The organism is Magnetococcales bacterium, assembly GCA_015231175.1.
In the GTDB taxonomy this organism is placed as follows: domain Bacteria; phylum Pseudomonadota; class Magnetococcia; order Magnetococcales; family DC0425bin3; genus HA3dbin3.
Genome location: JADGBZ010000076.1, coordinates 1 through 16,376 on the forward strand (window position 1 = coordinate 1; position 16,376 = coordinate 16,376).

17 protein-coding genes are annotated in these 16,376 nt (G+C 58.3%); 8 read left to right on the plus strand and 9 right to left on the minus strand.

What is annotated here, in order from left to right; genetic code table 11:
* Window positions 1-206: 206 nt before the first annotated feature.
* From HQL63_13160 to raiA, 7 genes are all read left to right on the plus strand, one after another.
* Window positions 207-1,166: an alcohol dehydrogenase catalytic domain-containing protein gene (locus HQL63_13160; GenBank protein ID MBF0177776.1), complete on the plus strand. Its 960-nt coding sequence runs from the start codon at window positions 207-209 to the stop codon at window positions 1,164-1,166.
* A gap of 219 nt (window positions 1,167-1,385) precedes the next feature.
* On the plus strand, window positions 1,386-2,558 hold the full coding sequence (locus HQL63_13165; protein ID MBF0177777.1) for a homoserine O-acetyltransferase: 1,173 nt from the start codon (window positions 1,386-1,388) through the stop codon (window positions 2,556-2,558).
* Window positions 2,551-3,192, plus strand: a complete 642-nt coding sequence (gene metW / locus HQL63_13170) for a methionine biosynthesis protein MetW (protein MBF0177778.1) — start codon at window positions 2,551-2,553, stop codon at window positions 3,190-3,192. The genes HQL63_13165 and metW overlap by 8 nt, the downstream gene beginning before the upstream one ends.
* Entirely contained in the window at window positions 3,189-3,731 is a 543-nt protein-coding gene (gene hpt / locus HQL63_13175; protein MBF0177779.1) for a hypoxanthine phosphoribosyltransferase, read from the plus strand. Before metW ends, hpt begins: the two co-directional genes overlap by 4 nt.
* 3 nt (window positions 3,732-3,734) lie before the next feature.
* Window positions 3,735-4,439 (plus strand): phosphoglycolate phosphatase, encoded by a 705-nt coding sequence (gene gph / locus HQL63_13180; protein ID MBF0177780.1) that lies wholly within the window; start codon window positions 3,735-3,737, stop codon window positions 4,437-4,439.
* A gap of 17 nt (window positions 4,440-4,456) precedes the next feature.
* Window positions 4,457-5,338, plus strand: a complete 882-nt coding sequence (locus HQL63_13185) for an ATP phosphoribosyltransferase (protein MBF0177781.1) — start codon at window positions 4,457-4,459, stop codon at window positions 5,336-5,338.
* A 42-nt stretch (window positions 5,339-5,380) separates the two neighbouring features.
* The gene (gene raiA / locus HQL63_13190) at window positions 5,381-5,686 is read left to right on the plus strand and encodes a ribosome-associated translation inhibitor RaiA (GenBank protein ID MBF0177782.1); all 306 of its coding nucleotides are present in this window, start codon (window positions 5,381-5,383) and stop codon (window positions 5,684-5,686) included.
* Between the two features lie 109 nt (window positions 5,687-5,795).
* Here the strand turns inward: raiA and HQL63_13195 are convergent, their stop codons facing one another.
* Complete coding sequence (locus HQL63_13195) at window positions 5,796-6,050, minus strand: hypothetical protein (GenBank protein MBF0177783.1); 255 nt, start codon at window positions 6,048-6,050, stop codon at window positions 5,796-5,798.
* Between the two features lie 28 nt (window positions 6,051-6,078).
* Here HQL63_13195 and HQL63_13200 point away from each other — a divergent pair, with 28 nt between their 5' ends.
* A complete protein-coding gene (locus tag HQL63_13200) occupies window positions 6,079-6,807 on the plus strand; it encodes a hypothetical protein (protein MBF0177784.1) in 729 nt (242 codons plus the stop codon).
* Here the strand turns inward: HQL63_13200 and HQL63_13205 are convergent.
* From HQL63_13205 to carA, 8 genes are all read right to left on the minus strand, one after another.
* Window positions 6,791-7,219 carry a type II toxin-antitoxin system HicB family antitoxin gene (locus HQL63_13205; protein ID MBF0177785.1) on the minus strand — a complete coding sequence of 143 codons (429 nt, stop codon included), beginning with the start codon at window positions 7,217-7,219 and terminating at the stop codon, window positions 6,791-6,793. The two genes, HQL63_13200 and HQL63_13205, sit on opposite strands and share 17 nt — an antisense overlap.
* A complete protein-coding gene (locus tag HQL63_13210; GenBank protein ID MBF0177786.1) occupies window positions 7,216-7,461 on the minus strand; it encodes a type II toxin-antitoxin system HicA family toxin in 246 nt (81 codons plus the stop codon). The genes HQL63_13205 and HQL63_13210 overlap by 4 nt, the downstream gene beginning before the upstream one ends.
* A 40-nt stretch (window positions 7,462-7,501) precedes the next feature.
* Complete coding sequence (gene guaA, locus HQL63_13215) at window positions 7,502-9,064, minus strand: glutamine-hydrolyzing GMP synthase (protein MBF0177787.1); 1,563 nt, start codon at window positions 9,062-9,064, stop codon at window positions 7,502-7,504.
* Between the two features lie 44 nt (window positions 9,065-9,108).
* Window positions 9,109-10,569 carry an IMP dehydrogenase gene (guaB, locus tag HQL63_13220; protein ID MBF0177788.1) on the minus strand — a complete coding sequence of 487 codons (1,461 nt, stop codon included), beginning with the start codon at window positions 10,567-10,569 and terminating at the stop codon, window positions 9,109-9,111.
* On the minus strand, window positions 10,538-11,218 hold the full coding sequence (locus HQL63_13225) for an RlmE family RNA methyltransferase (GenBank protein ID MBF0177789.1): 681 nt from the start codon (window positions 11,216-11,218) through the stop codon (window positions 10,538-10,540). The genes guaB and HQL63_13225 overlap by 32 nt, the downstream gene beginning before the upstream one ends.
* A complete protein-coding gene (gene greA, locus HQL63_13230; GenBank protein MBF0177790.1) occupies window positions 11,219-11,692 on the minus strand; it encodes a transcription elongation factor GreA in 474 nt (157 codons plus the stop codon). It lies immediately after the preceding gene.
* Between the two features lie 65 nt (window positions 11,693-11,757).
* Window positions 11,758-15,000 (minus strand): carbamoyl-phosphate synthase large subunit, encoded by a 3,243-nt coding sequence (gene carB, locus HQL63_13235; GenBank protein ID MBF0177791.1) that lies wholly within the window; start codon window positions 14,998-15,000, stop codon window positions 11,758-11,760.
* A 4-nt stretch (window positions 15,001-15,004) separates the two neighbouring features.
* A complete protein-coding gene (gene carA / locus HQL63_13240) occupies window positions 15,005-16,195 on the minus strand; it encodes a glutamine-hydrolyzing carbamoyl-phosphate synthase small subunit (GenBank protein ID MBF0177792.1) in 1,191 nt (396 codons plus the stop codon).
* Between the last annotated feature and the right edge of the window lie 181 nt (window positions 16,196-16,376).

The window sequence follows — 16,376 nt, forward strand, 5'->3', positions numbered from 1 at the left end:
CTGTGCCCTTCCTCCTGGTGGGGTTCGGGGCGAAGCCCTGACAAAGGCTTTCATATCAAAGCTGTTCCTGTGTCAAAGCTGTTCCTGTGTCAAAGCTGTTCCTGTGTCAAAGCTGTTCCTGTGTCAAAGCTGTTCTTGTAAAGGTACTGAATCGTTACACAGGATCCAGGGTAGCCATACGGAGAGGGTGGATCAACATGGACACCATGCGAGGATTGTTTTGGAATGGCCGATGGCAGCTCAGGCATGATCTTCCCCTACCTGAAGTTCCTCCTGGCGAGGCCCTGATCCGGATCCGGTTGGCCGGGATTTGCGGTACGGATCTCGCCATTGCCCGTGGTTACCTGAATTTTCAAGGTATTCCCGGGCATGAGTTTGTCGGCGACGTGGTTGCCCCGCAGGATTCAGCATGGCATGGCCGGCGGGTAGTGGGGGAGATCAATGGCGTTTGTGGCACCTGCCCCCCTTGCCAGCGCCAGGAGCAGAGCCACTGTCTGCGGCGCACCACCCTGGGCATTCGCGGACGCCAGGGTGTTTTTGCCGACTATTGCCTGCTCCCCCTGGCCAATCTCCACGCTGTGCCGGAGGCCATCACGGACACCATGGCGGTCTTTGTCGAACCCTTGGCCGCAGCGCAGGAAATTGTCCAGCAGTGCCACATCCGACCAACCGACCGGGTCATGGTGGTGGGTGATGGCCGCCTCGGTCAGCTCATCGCCCGGGTGTTGCGCCTGACCGGGTGTGACCTGACCGTTGTGGGTCACCACCCCGACAAGCTGCAACCGCTGGCAAAGATGGGCATGTCGACCTGCCTGGAGGCGTCATCCGCCATGGGCCAGGGGTCCGCTGATTGGGTGGTGGAGTGTACCGGGCGCCTTGCGGGATGGGAAACCGCCCGCCGGCTGGTCCGTCCCCGGGGAACCATCGTTCTGAAGAGTACCCTGCCGGAAAAAGCCCTCCTGGATACATCGGCGTGGGTGGTGGATGAAATCACGGTGCGCGGCTCCCGTTGTGGCCCCTTTCCACCGGCACTACGGCTGCTGGCGGCGGGCCTGATCCCCGTAACCGATCTGGTGGAGGAGGTCCATCCCTTGAGCGATGGCGTGACGGCCATGGAGCGCGCCGGGCGGCATGGCGCTCGCAAAGTGCTGATTCGTATGGATTAAAGACTCAATGGTATTTTTTGGAACATGACCGAGACAGGGCTATGTCCATTTTTATCCATAAATTCAACAAATTATTGTAACGACCTTGACAGAAAATCACGCAGGGTTAGAATGGCGGGTCAAGCTGAAGGGGTCTGGCTGCCGGTTGCGGTCGCCGGGATCCCTGGCAATGCGGTTTGTTGCTGTGAAACTGGAGCCACCCTTATCCGGACGCAAGGCATGACGCTGGCAAGCCAACCGGGTTCAGTCGGTATCGTCACCACCCAATACGTCGACCTGTTCACCAGGGAGAAACCTCTCGCCCTGGATTGCGGTGCCACGCTTGGACCGGTGCATGTCGCCTACGAAACCTACGGCCAATTAAACGCCGACGCCTCCAACGCCGTCCTGATCTGCCATGCCCTCTCCGGCAATGCCCATGCGGCTGGTCTCCACCGCCTTGACGACAAACATCCCGGCTGGTGGGATGACTATATCGGACCGGGCAAGCCGTTCGATACGCAAAAATTCTACATCATCAGCACCAACAATCTGGGCGGATGCAACGGCACCACGGGGCCATCCAGCATCGACCCTGAAACGGGGAAGCCCTTCGGATTACGTTTCCCCATGATCACCCTCGGGGATATGACCCGCCTGCAAAAAGCCTTTATAGACCACCTCGGCATCAAAAAACTCCTCTCCGTGGCGGGGGGCTCCATGGGGGGCATGATCGCCCTGCAATGGGCCCTGGACTACCCGGATCAGGTCGCCTCCAGCATCATCATCGGTTCCACGCCCAGGCTCTCGGCGCAGAATATTGCTTTCAATGCCGTGGCGCGCCAAGCCATCATGTCCGACCCGCATTTCAATCACGGCGACCATTACGAAGGTCCACGTCCGGAAAACGGATTGGCCCTGGCCCGCATGATGGCCCACATCACCTACCTCTCCGAGAAGGGTCTGCACGAAAAATTTGGCCGTCGGCTGCAAAATCGGGAAAATCTCTCCTATGGGTTTGAAAACGACTTTGCCGTGGAGAGCTATCTCAGTTACCAGGGATCCTCGTTCGTGCGCCGCTTCGATGCCAACACCTATCTCTACATCACCAAGGCCATGGACTATTACGACCCGTTTCCGGATCCGGAAACCACGGCCAAACGGCTCAAACCGGTCACGGCCCGTTTTTTGGTGATGTGTTTCGACACCGATTGGCGTTTTGATACCAGCCGCTCCAAGGAGCTGGTCAAAATATTGAATTGGAACCGCAAAGAGGTCACATTTCAGGAACTTTCCTCCCCGCACGGTCACGATGCCTTCCTGTTGGACGCACCGCAATACAAAGAGTCCCTGGCCGGTTTTTTGCGGCGACTTTTGGAAGAGACCACCCGCCAGGAGATAAACGTTGCCTGAGTTGCGCGTTGACCTGGAGGTGATCGCCGGTTTGGTGGCGGAGGGTTCCCGTGTCATGGACCTGGGCTGCGGTGACGGCATGCTGCTCGGACATCTCATCGGCAAAAAAAAGGTCCGGGGATTCGGGGTCGAAATCTCCCTGGAGGGGGTGCGGGTCTGCATCGAGCGCGGAGTGCCCGTCTACCATGGCGACATCGACCAGGGGTTGTCCGATCACCACGACAACGCCTTCGACTACGTCATCCTGTCCCATACCCTGCAAACCATCACCAAACCGCGTTTCGTCATCGAAGAGATGCTGCGCGTCGGCAAGAAGAGCATTGTCTCCTTTCCCAATTTTGGTCATTGGCGCAATCGTCTGGCTTTGACCTTTTCGGGGCGCATGCCCTTGAATCCCCAGTTCCCCTTCGAGTGGCACAATACGCCCAACATCCATGTCTGCACCATCATGGATTTTCAGGATTTGTGCCGTTCCATGAATGTCCGGATCATTCAACAAATCCCCCTGGGATGGACCGGGAACCGGCCCCATGGCAAGGTCAAACGTCTCCTTGCCAATCTCCTTGTCCCCATGGCAGCGGCCAATCTGCTGGCGCCCATGGCCGTTTTTCTTCTGGAAAAGGGGGAGCCGTGAACCACCAGGTCACCATCCTGTTCACGGAAACCCAAATCCAGGAGAGAATTTCCGCAATGGCAAAAGAGATGGCGCCGCACCTGGATCGGGAACCGGTTCTCATCGGGGTGCTCAAGGGGGCTCTGATCCTGACCGCCGACCTGATGCGCGCCCTCTCCCGACTGGGCATCAAACCCTTCGTGGACTTTATGGTTCTCTCCTCCTATGGCAAGGGAACAACCTCCAGCGGGCAAGTGCAGGTTCGCATGGACCAAACCATGGACTTGACGGGACGGCAGGTGCTCCTCCTGGATGACATCCTCGACAGTGGCAACACCTTAGCCTTTGCCGTGCGCCGCCTGCGCGACAAGGGCGCCACACAAATTCTCACCTGCGTTCTGCTCGACAAACCGGCCCGCCGGGAGGTTCCGTTCGCCGCCGACTTTGTCGGTTTTACCATTCCGGACGCCTTCGTCGTCGGTTACGGAATCGATTATGCCGAGCACCACCGAGAGCTGCCCCATGTGGGCGTTCGTTTGGAAACCCACGGAAAAGAGTGAGAGATGCCTGCCCAAGATTCTGCACCTCTGGCTTGTCATGCCATACTTTTCGACCTCGACGGCACCCTTGTGGATACCTCCCAGGATTTGTGGCGAGCCTTGAATCACGTCGTTGAAAAACGCGGCTATCCAGCGTTGGCGCACGACCTGGTGCGCGATTATGTGGGACACGGCGCCCGGTCGTTGATCGCCCGGGGTTTCTGGGGCAAAGCCGCCACACCCCCGCAGCCGGGTGTGGATCGGGATTTCGATGCGGCGCTCCAGGAGTTTCTGGACCATTATGCCGCCCACCTTGCCGACCACTCGCGCCCTTTCCCCGGCGTCATGGAAACTCTGGAGCTGTTGCGGGAGCAAGGGTTCCTCCTGGGGGTGGTCACCAACAAACCGCTGCACCTGTCGATCTCCCTGGTGGAACAGTTGGCCATGACCCATTTTTTTGCCACTATTGTGGGTGGTGGTTCCATCCCTCAATTCAAACCGGAACCCCAACCTCTCTGGCACGCCCTGGATGTGATGCAGCGATCAGCCGACCGGGCGGTCATGGTGGGCGACTCGGAAACCGATATCCTGGCTGCCCGGGCAGCGGCATGTCCGGTGGTGGCTGTCTCCTACGGGTACAACGGCGGCATGTCGATTCCGGATCTCCACCCGGACCGTATGATCGATCATTTTTCGCAGCTTCCGACCCACTTGGTCTTTGCCCCATGACAAGGAATCCCGCCAACATGACCAGACAACTGAAACTTGGCATCCCCAAGGGAAGCCTGGAAAAGTCCACCATGGAACTTTTTCTCCAGGCCGGATGGAAAATCGATACCCACTCCCGGAACTATTTTCCTTCGGTCAACGATCCAGATCTCTATTGTGCGCTGGTCCGCCCCCAGGAGATGGCGCGTTATGTCACGGATGGAACGCTGGATCTGGGGTTGACCGGTCAGGATTGGATCATCGAACGGGATTGTCAGGATGAGGTGGCCAATATTTGCGAGCTGGAATATTCCAAAAGCACCAACAAACCCTGCCGTTGGGTTTTGGTGGTGCCCAAGGACTCTCCCATCCAATCCGTGGCCGATCTGCAAGGTAAAAAGATTGCCACGGAGCTGGTCAACTTTACCCAAAAATATCTGCAACAACGCCAAATCCAGGCCGATGTGCAATTCTCCTGGGGAGCGACCGAGGCCAAGGTGGTGGAAGGGTTGGTGGATGCCGTGGTGGAGATCACGGAGACTGGTTCAACCATTCGTGCGCATGGTTTGCGCATTGTGGCCGACCTGCTTGAAACCCGCACCCAATTGATCGCCAACAAGGATGCCTTGCGCGATCCCTGGAAAAAGACCAAGATCGACCAGGTGGCTCTGCTGTTGCAAGCCGCCTTGGCCGCCCGTCACCACGTTGTTCTCAAAATGAATGTCGCGGAAAATCTGGCGGAAGAGGTGGTCAAGATGCTCCCCTGCCTGCGTGCGCCGACGGTGAGTCACCTCTATCGCACCAACTGGGTCGCCGTGGAAACCGTCGTTAACCGCAACCTGGTGCGCGACCTTATTCCCCGGCTCAAAGAGATGGGGGCGGAAGGCATTCTGGAATACGATCTGCAAAAAGTGGTATGATTTGCGTGTGCTCAATCTGGATCGACTAGAAGCGGAGAATCCATGGATATAAAATTTGAAGGCCGAAATGTGGAGTTGGGTGACGAGTTGCGGGAACGGATCCAAAAACGTATGGAGGCCATGGATCGTCGTTTTGGTCCCGTCACCCATGCTCGGGTGTCCGTGCAAAAAAATGCCCATAAAAATGAAGGACGGGCTGAAGTGACGGCTGTCGTCAATGTCTCCGGCACGACTCTCACCGCCAAGAGAGAGTCTGCCACCGTTGTGGCCGCTGTCAACGACGCTCTGGAGACCCTTGATCTGGAGTTGCAGCATTTTACGGAAAAGCACAAAGAGCACCGCCGGTAGCTCCCTGCGCAGGGAAGCCGGTTCAACAGACAACGGCAGCGTCGCACCCCTGGCTCGCATGGTGTGACGTGAGCCGTGGTCTTGCTTGTACGATTTTAATTATAAACATCTACTGCCCCCCGAACGCATAAAAACCGGGCTTCGAAAAATCCCCCCTTTCGGCAGTGAAGGGCAGCTTGGAAAGAATTTTTATAACCCTTTGAACATTCCCATTATTTCCTCTAGCCTCACCAAAAAGGAAGCTGGAGTCGTGGTCGGCCTTGATCATCGTTTCGGCCATCGGACCAAATTTTACCCTCCAGGAGGGGATGCCATCAGTGACCTGATTGATATAGGCTCGGTTTGGCAAGTAGCCGCTTGCCAAGTTCTCCACTCAAGGAAGAGACCGAGCCATGACCAAGTCAATCACGAAAGAAGATTCAGGGGAAGCCAGAAATCACCGATGGGGCCGTGACGATGTCGCTGCCAGCTTGGTTTACCTCGAAAAGGTTCGCATAGATAAGAGCCAACGTCAAGCAGCAGCGGAAATGGAGATTCCCAGGACCACCCTTCAATATTGGCTTAAGCGCAAAGGATCATTGGCCGAATCCCCAGTGGTTGCGGCCTTTTTTGAGAGTCCCGATGGGGTGGCATTTTTGCATCAGGTCGTTGTTGCCGCTCAATTCGTCATGACACAGATTGCAAATGGAAGTGCCCGTATTGTTTGTCTCTTTTTGGAGTTGAGCAGGTTGGACAAGTTTGTGGCTGGTTCATATGGTGTACAGCATAAGGTTTTGGTTTCCATGGAAAAAGAGATAATGGCATTTGGCCAGGAAGAACGGTGCCGTTTGGCACCAAAAATGGAGCCAAAAGCAATCTCAATCGTAGAGGATGAAACCTTCCACCCAGACATTTGCTTGGTGGGCATTGAGCCGATTTCCAACTTCATCCTTCTGGAGCAGTACGCCATTCAACGTGATGCAAAAACGTGGACTGACGTGGTGCGGGTGTCTTTGTCTGATCTGCCGGTCAGGGTGTTCCAGGTGGTCAGTGACGAGGCCAAAGGCCAGATGGGAAATTTCCAACGTCTTTGTCCCCGATTGAAAGCATCCTACATTCAAGTGATCAACCGTTTGTGTTGATCAGCTGCGTATCGTGTCTCCCAAGCCCCTCGGCAATCAAGGTCAGGACCAGAGTATTCAAACTGACACCTTCCGCCTTGGCCCACTCGGCGAGCTTGGCATGGATTGACTTGGGCAATCGCGTGACAAACCGACCAGAAACCGCAGGCATAATCCCGGGCTGATAGGCTGGTTTGGGGATGGCTTTGCCACAATCCATACGAGCCGACACCCAAGACGCGAAGGCATCCCGGCCATTCATTACCGTCTCGGCAACCGTTTCACCATCAGCCATGCACCCGGGCAAATCCGGAAAAGTGATCAGAAACCCCCCCCCCTCTTCTGGTGACAAAGGTGCAATTGTGTGCGCATATGCTTCGAAGGGAAACGAAGGCGCGATCTGTGGAATGATTTTGACTGAAACCTTGCTCATCTCTGTAACTCCTGCACATCCGCAACCAATAACAAAAATTGGCGAATATAAACTGGTTTGATTGGTCGGTGCGCCGGTACGGTCACAAGGCCTTCTACACCAGGATAGCTAAATACATGGTGACTGCCCCCATGGTTACGACATTCAATACCCACTTGCCGTGCCAATACAAGCAAATCATCCATTCGCCAGTCACGCGGGTTATGCTTTACGCTGTCCAGCAACTTCATCCGCTTATTCACGCACCCCTCGCGTGCAGCATCCCAGAAGATACCATCCACCTCACTCCCACTCGATCGTGCCCGGCGGTTTGGAGGTGATGTCATAGACCACCCGATTGATGCCGGGAACCTCGTTGATGATCCGGTTGGCCATGCGGGAGAGGAGTTCCTGGGGCATGGGATACCAGGCGGCGGTCATGAAGTCCTGGGTCTCCACGGCTCGCAACGCAACGACATACTCATAGCTGCGGCCATCCCCCTTGACGCCAACGCTGCGCACTGGAAGGAACACGGCAAAAGCCTGGGAGGTCCGGTCATAGTGACCCGAACTGTATAATTCTTCCATATAGATGGCGTCGGCCTGGCGCAACAGGTCGGCAAACTCCTTGCGGACCTCGCCCAGGATACGCACCCCCAGGCCGGGCCCGGGAAAGGGGTGCCGGTAGAGCATGCGCCGTGGCAAACCCAGCTCTTCGCCGACCTGGCGCACCTCATCCTTGAACAGTTCACGCAGCGGCTCCAGGAGTTGCAACCCCATATCGGCTGGCAACCCTCCCACGTTGTGGTGGGATTTGATGCTGGCCGCAACACCCGTCTTCCCTCCTGCGGATTCGATGACATCGGGATAGATGGTTCCCTGCGCCAACCACTGCACGTTGGGGAGACGCTTCGCTTCGGCCTCGAACACCTCGATGAAGGTGTGGCCAATGATCTTGCGCTTTCGCTCCGGATCGGTCACCCCGCGCAGACGCGCCAGGAAACGCTCTTCGGCATCGACACGAATCACCTTGACGCCCATGTGTTCGGCAAAGGTGGCCATCACCTCGTCGCCCTCGTTGAGGCGCAGCAGGCCGTTGTCCACAAAGACACAGGTCAAGCGCTCGCCAATGGCCCGATGCACCAAGGCAGCGGTCACCGCTGAATCCACACCTCCGGAGAGGCCCAACAAGACATGGTCCGAGGTCACCTGCTGCCGAATGCGGGCAATGGCCTGCTCGATAAAATGCCCCGAAGTCCATAACCCATGACAGCCACAAATTTTGCGCACAAACGGATCGATCAAAAAGCGGCCACGGGGTGTGTGATTCACCTCTGGATGAAACTGCACCCCATAGATGCGGCGCCGATCATCAACCATGGCGGCGACAGGTGCATTGTCACTCGCCCCCACCGCCCGAAATCCCTGGGGAAGCACGGTCACATGGTCCCCGTGACTCATCCAGACCGGCGTGCTCTCCTCCTGGAAAAATTCGGTAAAAAGTGCGCCAGGATCATCCAACCGTCGCACCTGCATGGGCCCGTATTCACGCTTGCCCGAGGCTTCCACCGTCCCCCCCAGATGGCGTGCCAGGATCTGCATGCCATAACATATGCCCAGTATGGGAACCCCCAGGGCCAAAATCTCCGGGTGCAACGTTGGGGCCTTGAAGTCATAAACCGACTGATGACCCCCGGAGAGAATGATCCCCTTGGGATTGAAGGCGCGTATCTCTTCAGGCGGCATGAACCAGGGGTGAATTTCGCTGTAGGCATGCGCCTCGCGCACCCGGCGGGCAATCAATTGGGTATACTGGGAGCCAAAATCAAGGATCAGAATGCGCTCGGCATAGGGGATCGGTGCCACACTGGGTTGCCGGGCTGCGTCGTTCGGGTTTGGGGACATGGGTTCTATTCCAGGCGGTAGTTGGGGGTTTCCTTGGTGATGGTAACATCGTGAACATGCGACTCCCGGAGGCCCGCGCTGGTGATTTGGAGAAACTTCGGCTTCGTGCGCAACTCCTGCACAGTGGCACACCCGGTATAGCCCATGGCCGAGCGCAACCCCCCGACCATCTGATGAATGATGGTGGCCAAAGGCCCCTTGTAGGGAACCCGGCCCTCCACCCCTTCGGGGACCAGCTTTTCCGAGGGAACACCACCCTGAAAGTAGCGGTCTTTGGACCCCTTGGCCATGGCGGCGATGGATCCCATGCCACGATAGGTTTTATAACTGCGGCCCTGGTAGATGAACACCTCGCCTGGGGCCTCGTCGGTACCGGCAAACATGGAGCCCAACATGACGCTGGAGCCCCCGGCAGCAAGCGCCTTGGCCACCTCTCCGGAAAATTTGATCCCTCCATCCGCTATGACCGGAACACCATGGCGGTCGGCCTCATGGGCACAATCGGCCACGGCGGTGATCTGCGGCACGCCCACCCCGGCAACAATGCGGGTGGTGCAGATCGACCCCGGCCCGATCCCGACCTTGACGGCATCGGCCCCGGCGGCGATCAAATCGCGTGTCGCCTCGGACGTAGCGACATTGCCCCCGATGACCTGGCAATGCGGATAGTTCTCTTTGATCCATTTGACCATATCCAAAACCCCACGTGAATGACCATGGGCCGTATCCACAACCACGACATCCACCTGGGCATCCACCAGGGCGGCAACCCGTTTCCGGCACTCGGAGCTGGTACCGACAGCGGCCCCCACGCGCAACCGCCCGTTCTCATCTTTGCAGGCGATCGGGTAGGTTTGCGTCTTTTCGATATCCTTGACCGTGATCAGGCCCACACAACGATACTGGCTGTCCACAACGAGGAGTTTTTCAATGCGGTGCTGGTGCAAAAGGCGCTTGGCCTCGGCCATGTCAACCCCTTCCCGCACCGTGACCAGCCTCTCTTGCGGCGTCATCAACTCACGCACAGGTTGCGCCTGGTCGGTAGCGAAACGGACATCGCGGTTGGTCAGAATACCCACCAGACGGCCATCCTCCTCGGTCACCGGAATCCCGGAGATGACATGGAGATGCATGATCTCCTTGGCCATGCTCAGGGTGGCATCGGGACGAATGGTCCAGGGATTGACCACCATACCGGTGACATACCGCTTGACAGTCTTGACCTCACGGGCCTGTTCCCTCGGGGTCATGTTCCGATGGATGATGCCGATTCCCCCTTCCTGGGCCATGGCGATGGCCGCTCGAGACTCTGTCACCGTATCCATGGCAGCCGACACCAGGGGAATATTGAGCCTGATGGTGCGCGTCAGCCAGGTGGAGACATCCACATCCCGGGGCAAAACCTCCGAGTAAGCCGGCGCCAGAAGGACATCGTCAAATGTGTACGCCTGCTTGATGACGCGCATGTATCCCCTCCTCGTTGGGGAGAGAGGCACGAAATCCCTGGCAAACCAGATAATGCTCGGGACTGCGACCCCGGCTTGCCTTGGGTTTCACCACCTTCACCTGCCCAAAAGCGGTCCGGGCCTGCCGGACCAGATCATGAAATCCTGGGCCATCGAACAGTTTGACCACCGCCGTTCCTTGCGGCTTCAGGATTGCCGCCGCGAAAGCCAAAGCCGCCTCGGCCAGCAACTCACCCCTCGGCTGATCCACAGCCTTGATGCCACTCATGTTGGGAGCCATGTCCGACAGCAACAAATCGGCTGGCCGTCCCAACGCGCCCCGCACCTCCAGAATGGTCGCCTCCTGGAGAAAATCGCCCTGGATCACCTCGGCCCCGGTCAAAGGGTCCATGGCCAGAAGATCAACGGCGACAACCACGCCGCGCGGCCCGACATGCTGCAACGCCACCTGGGTCCACCCTCCCGGGGCAGCGCCAAGATCCACGACCGCCATGCCGGGGCGAAGCAGCTTCACCGGGGGCCGTTCATGGATCTCCAGCAACTTGTAGGCCGCCCGGGAGCGGTACCCGTCGCGTGCCGCCGCCTGAACATAAGGATCCTCGCGGTGCTCTCGCAACCATTCACGACTGGACGGACGGCGGCGTACCATTCAAAACCGGATCGTCAAAATTTCGTAGTGGCGGATGCCTCCCGGCGCCCGCACCTCGATGGAGTCACCCTCCCCTTTGCCAATCATGGCGCGCGCCAGGGGACTGGTGATGGATATCTTGCCCTTCTCCAGATCGGCCTCCTCTGCCCCGACGATATGGTAGGTGGCCTCCTCGTCTGTCTGCTCATCGGTCACCGTCACTTTGGCGCCAAACACCACCTTGCTTGACCGCAGCCGGCTCGTATCGATGATATCGGCATTGGCGAGCGTTGCCTCAAGGTGCTGAATCCGCCCTTCGTTGAAGGACTGCTGCTCCTTGGCAGCCGCATATTCGGCATTCTCGGAAAGGTCACCATGCGCCCGCGCCTCGGCAATCGCTTCGATCACTCTGCTGCGGTCTACGGTTTTGCGCCTTTTCAACTCCGCCTTCAACATCTCGGCGCCTTCCAAGGTCAATGGGACTTTCTGTGCCATTACAACTCCTATTGGCAGGATAACTTGACGTGGATGCGGGAAAGGAAACGAACGTGTCGAACAGCCTACCTGCCAGGGTAATAATCCTGCAACGCCTTGCAATGGAACCCGGTATCCTGCACGGCGCCCATGGCCGAAACGGCGGCCCGCATGCCTGCCACGGTCGTGAAATAGGGGATCTTGCACATCAGGGCGGTACGACGCACAACGAAGGAGTCCTCCGTGGCCTGTTTGCCTTCCGTGGTGTTGAACACCATGGAGATCAAGCCATTTTTCATGTGGTCCACCACATGGGGACGGCCCTCGTTGACCTTGTTGACGCTCTCCACTTCCAACCCCTCGCGCCGTAACCTTTCCGCCGTACCCCGTGTGGCACAGAGGCGGTAACCCATACCCAGAAGCTGCCGGGAAGGAGGGAGCATGCTCTCCTTGTCGGCATCACGCACCGAGATGAAAATCTTCTGCTGCGGATTCAGGTCACCGGCCCGTGGCAGAAACACCCCTGCTCCGAACTGGGCCTTGGCGAAGGCCATGCCGAAGGTATCCGCAATACCCATCACCTCGCCGGTGGACTTCATCTCCGGCCCCAGGATGGTATCCACTCCCCGAAATTTGGCAAAGGGAAAGACCGATTCCTTGACCGAAATGTGCTCGGGCAATCGATAGCTGGTCATACCTGTTGCGGCCAACGTCTCGCCAGCCATGAGACGGGCAGCGACCTTGGCCAGGGAAACACCCGTGGCCTTGGAAACAAACGGCACCGTGCGCGAGGCGCGCGGGTTGACCTCCAGAATATAAACCTCCCCCTGACAGATGGCAAACTGAACATTCATGAGGCCTATGACAGACAAAGCGTCCGCAAGTTTCAAAGTTTGCCGTTCTATTTCGCCGCACAGATCGGCGCTGATGGAATACGGAGGCAAGGAACAGGCGGAATCTCCCGAATGAACGCCTGCCTCCTCAATGTGTTCCATGATGCCACCCACCACAGCCTCCCGGCCATCGGCGACACAATCCACATCCACTTCGATGGCATCCTGGAGAAAATGGTCGATCAGCACCGGATGATCCGGCGAAGCCCGCACCGCAGTGCGCATGTACCGATCCAGATCCCGGGCATCAAAAACGATCTCCATGGCCCGTCCGCCCAGGACATAGGAAGGGCGCACCACCACCGGATAGCCCACCCGTTCGGCCACTTCCAACGCCTCGGCCTCGGAACGGGACAAACCGTTGGCTGGCTGCCGCAACCCCAGACGATGCAACAGTTGTTGAAACCGTTCACGATCCTCCGCCACATCGATGGCATCGGGGGTGGTGCCAATGATGGGAACCCCGGCTGCCTCAAGGGCCTTCGCAAGTTTCAGGGGAGTCTGCCCCCCAAACTGAACGATAACCCCATGGGGCTTTTCGACATCGACGATCGAGAGAACATCTTCCAGGGTCAAGGGCTCGAAATAGAGACGATCCGAGGTGTCATAATCCGTGGAAACCGTCTCCGGATTGCAGTTGACCATGATGGTCTCATAGCCGCTCTCCCGTAACGCAAAGGAGGCATGGACACAACAGTAATCAAACTCGATGCCCTGACCGATGCGGTTGGGACCGCCACCCAGGATCATGATTTTTTTGCGCGCCGAGGGACGCGCCTCGCATACAGCCTCGTAAGTGGAGTACATGTAGGCCGTCTCGGTGGCAAACTCCGCCGCACACGTATCCACCCGTTTATAAACCGGCCTGATGCCAGTCAGCAGACGCTGTTGACGGACGAGGTCAGGTGTGGTTTTCAGCAGTTTGGCCAGACGATGGTCGGAAAAGCCCATGGCTTTGACGGCGTGCATCTGCTCGGGCGTCATGGCCGCCAGGGCGGTCCCACGCAATTGCTCCTCGGTGTTCACGATCTGCCAGATCTGATCGAGAAACCAGGGATCGATGCTGGTGAGCTGATGCACCCATGCGGCGGAGCGACCACACCGAAAAGCTTCAGCGACATACAAAACCCGCTCGGGTCCAGTCCGATGCAGCTCTTTTTCTAAAATCGCCTGCCGACCCTCCCGACTCATGGCCGGATCCAAAACCTCATCCAAGCCGCTCAAACCCGTCTCCAGGGAGCGCAAGGCTTTTTGGAACGACTCCTTGAAGGTCCGGCCAATGGCCATCGCCTCGCCCACCGACTTCATCTGGGTAGTCAGGACAGGCTCGGCCTGGGGAAATTTTTCAAAGGTGAAGCGAGGCACCTTGGTCACGACATAGTCGATGGTCGGCTCGAAAGAGGCCGGAATGACCCCGGTGATGTCGTTCATGATCTCGGGCAGGGTGTACCCCACAGCCAGCTTGGCTGCCACTTTGGCGATGGGAAACCCCGTGGCCTTGGAGGCCAACGCCGACGACCGGGAGACACGCGGGTTCATTTCAATGACCACCAGGCGTCCCGTCTCGGGATGCACGGCAAACTGGACGTTGGAGCCGCCCGTGTCCACCCCGATCTCGCGCAACACGGCGATCGAGGCGTTGCGCATGATCTGATATTCCTTGTCCGTCAGGGTCAGGGCCGGGGCCACCGTGATGGAGTCCCCCGTATGGACGCCCATGGGATCAAGATTTTCGATGGAGCAGACGATGATGGCGTTATCCTGGCGGTCGCGCACCACCTCCATTTCATACTCTTTCCACCCCAAAACAGACTCTTCCACAAGGACTTCGGAGATGGGAGAGGCCTCCAGGCCACTCAGGATGATCTCATCGAACTCCTCCTGGTTGTAGGCAATGCCCCCGCCACTTCCCCCCATGGTAAAACTGGGGCGAATGACCACAGGATAGCCCACCTCCTCCAGGATGCGCCGGGCCTCTTCCAGATTGTGGGCAAACCCGGACCGGGGCATGTCCAACCCGATGCGGGTCATGGCCTCCTTGAAAAGTTCGCGATTCTCGGCCTTGTCGATGACATCCCGGGTGGCGCCGATCATCTCGACGCCATACTCGGCCAGAACACCCTGGTCGGCCAGTTGCATGGCCATATTCAGGCCGGTCTGACCTCCCATGGTCGGCAACAAAACATCCGGACGCTCCTTCCGGATGATCTCGGTCACCATCTCCACCGTGATGGGCTCGACGTAGGTCCGGGACGCCAGGTCGGGATCCGTCATGATGGTGGCCGGATTGGAGTTGACCAGGATTACCTGGTACCCCTCTTCCCCCAAAGCCTTGCAGGCCTGGGCGCCGGAGTAGTCGAACTCACAGGCCTGGCCGATGACAATGGGGCCCGACCCGATCAGCAGGATTTTCCGAATATCGGTACGTTTGGGCATCCCCTCACCCCCGCATCATGTCGGCGAACTGCTGGAAAAGGTAGCGGGAATCATGCGGTCCCGGACTCGCCTCCGGATGAAACTGGACCGAAAACACCGGGCGATCCCGCAGACGAATACCCTCGACCGTGCCATCGAACAAGGAGCGGTGGGTGACTTCCGCTTCCTTCGGCAGGCTGCCATCCTCCACCATAAAGCCGTGGTTTTGGGCTGTCACTTCCACCTGGCCGGTCGCCAGATTTTGCACAGGATGATTCCCACCCCGATGGCCAAATTTCATTTTGGCGGTCCGGGCGCCCAAAGCCAGGGAGAGCATCTGATGCCCGAGACAGATACCGAAGAGCGGCTTGCCGCTGGTCAAAAGCGCCCGTATGGCGGCGATCCCCCCTTTGACGGCATCCGGGTCGCCGGGACCATTGGAGAGAAAAACGCCATCCGGGGCCAAGGCCAGAATGTCGGATGGCTGCGCCGTGGCCGGAACGACCGTCAACCGGCAGCCGGATTCAACCAGGCAGCGCAATATGTTATACTTGACCCCGAAATCCATGACCACCACATGATGCGCGGCGTCCGCCACCCCGGATGCATAACCCTGCCCCAGTCGCCACCCCCCTTCTTGCCAGACATGGGGGGCAGAACAGGTCACCTCACCGGTCAGATCCATCCCTTCCAGGCCGGGCCAGGCACGCGCCTGCGCCAAAAGCTCCTCCGGATCCCCCCCGATGGTGGAGAGCGCACCCCGTTGAGAGCCCTTGCTCCGCAGCAGGTTGACCAACTGCCGGGTATCGATCCCCTCAATGGCGGGAATGGCATGCCGCTCCAGAAAGGAGCCCAACGTTTCACGCTGCCGCCAGTTGGAGACGATACGGGAGGACTCCTTGATCACGAAACCACGAATGTGGGGGCGGGCGGACTCCATATCCTCGGGATTGATGCCGACGTTGCCAATCTGTGTGGCCGTCATGGTCACGATCTGTCCGGCATACGAAGGGTCGCTCATGATCTCCTGGTAGCCGGTCATCGAGGTGTTGAAGCAAACTTCGCCCACCTGCCGGGATGCGGCTCCCAGAGCGTGTCCCTTGAAGACGGTCCCATCCTCAAGGACCAGGATCGCAACCCGTTTCTGTGCCACCCAAGATCCATCCACGCTACCGCTCCCCAGCCCTGTCAGCCCACCAACCCGCGCCTTCCGCATTGTGGTCGCGGTTATACCCCTTACCCCCCCGCCAAGTCAATGCCACGGAACCACGAACATTTCGAGAAACAACATGGCCTCGGAAGAAGTAACTATTCAGCACCCTTTTAAGAAAAGCCTGGATAAGGAAGCCTTTGTCAGGGCTTCGCCCCGAACCCCACCAGGACTCTGTCCTGGACCT

Coding starts and splice junctions, on each gene's coding strand:
- HQL63_13160 (MBF0177776.1), top strand. CDS start 207: ATGCGAGGATTGTTTTGGAATGGCCGATGGCAGCTCAGGCATGATCTT.
- HQL63_13165 (MBF0177777.1), top strand. CDS start 1,386: ATGACGCTGGCAAGCCAACCGGGTTCAGTCGGTATCGTCACCACCCAA.
- gph (MBF0177780.1), top strand. CDS start 3,735: ATGCCTGCCCAAGATTCTGCACCTCTGGCTTGTCATGCCATACTTTTC.
- HQL63_13185 (MBF0177781.1), top strand. CDS start 4,457: ATGACCAGACAACTGAAACTTGGCATCCCCAAGGGAAGCCTGGAAAAG.
- raiA (MBF0177782.1), top strand. CDS start 5,381: ATGGATATAAAATTTGAAGGCCGAAATGTGGAGTTGGGTGACGAGTTG.
- HQL63_13200 (MBF0177784.1), top strand. CDS start 6,079: ATGACCAAGTCAATCACGAAAGAAGATTCAGGGGAAGCCAGAAATCAC.
- HQL63_13205 (MBF0177785.1), bottom strand. CDS start 7,219: ATGAGCAAGGTTTCAGTCAAAATCATTCCACAGATCGCGCCTTCGTTT.
- guaB (MBF0177788.1), bottom strand. CDS start 10,569: ATGCGCGTCATCAAGCAGGCGTACACATTTGACGATGTCCTTCTGGCG.
- HQL63_13225 (MBF0177789.1), bottom strand. CDS start 11,218: ATGGTACGCCGCCGTCCGTCCAGTCGTGAATGGTTGCGAGAGCACCGC.
- greA (MBF0177790.1), bottom strand. CDS start 11,692: ATGGCACAGAAAGTCCCATTGACCTTGGAAGGCGCCGAGATGTTGAAG.
- carB (MBF0177791.1), bottom strand. CDS start 15,000: ATGCCCAAACGTACCGATATTCGGAAAATCCTGCTGATCGGGTCGGGC.
- carA (MBF0177792.1), bottom strand. CDS start 16,195: ATGCGGAAGGCGCGGGTTGGTGGGCTGACAGGGCTGGGGAGCGGTAGC.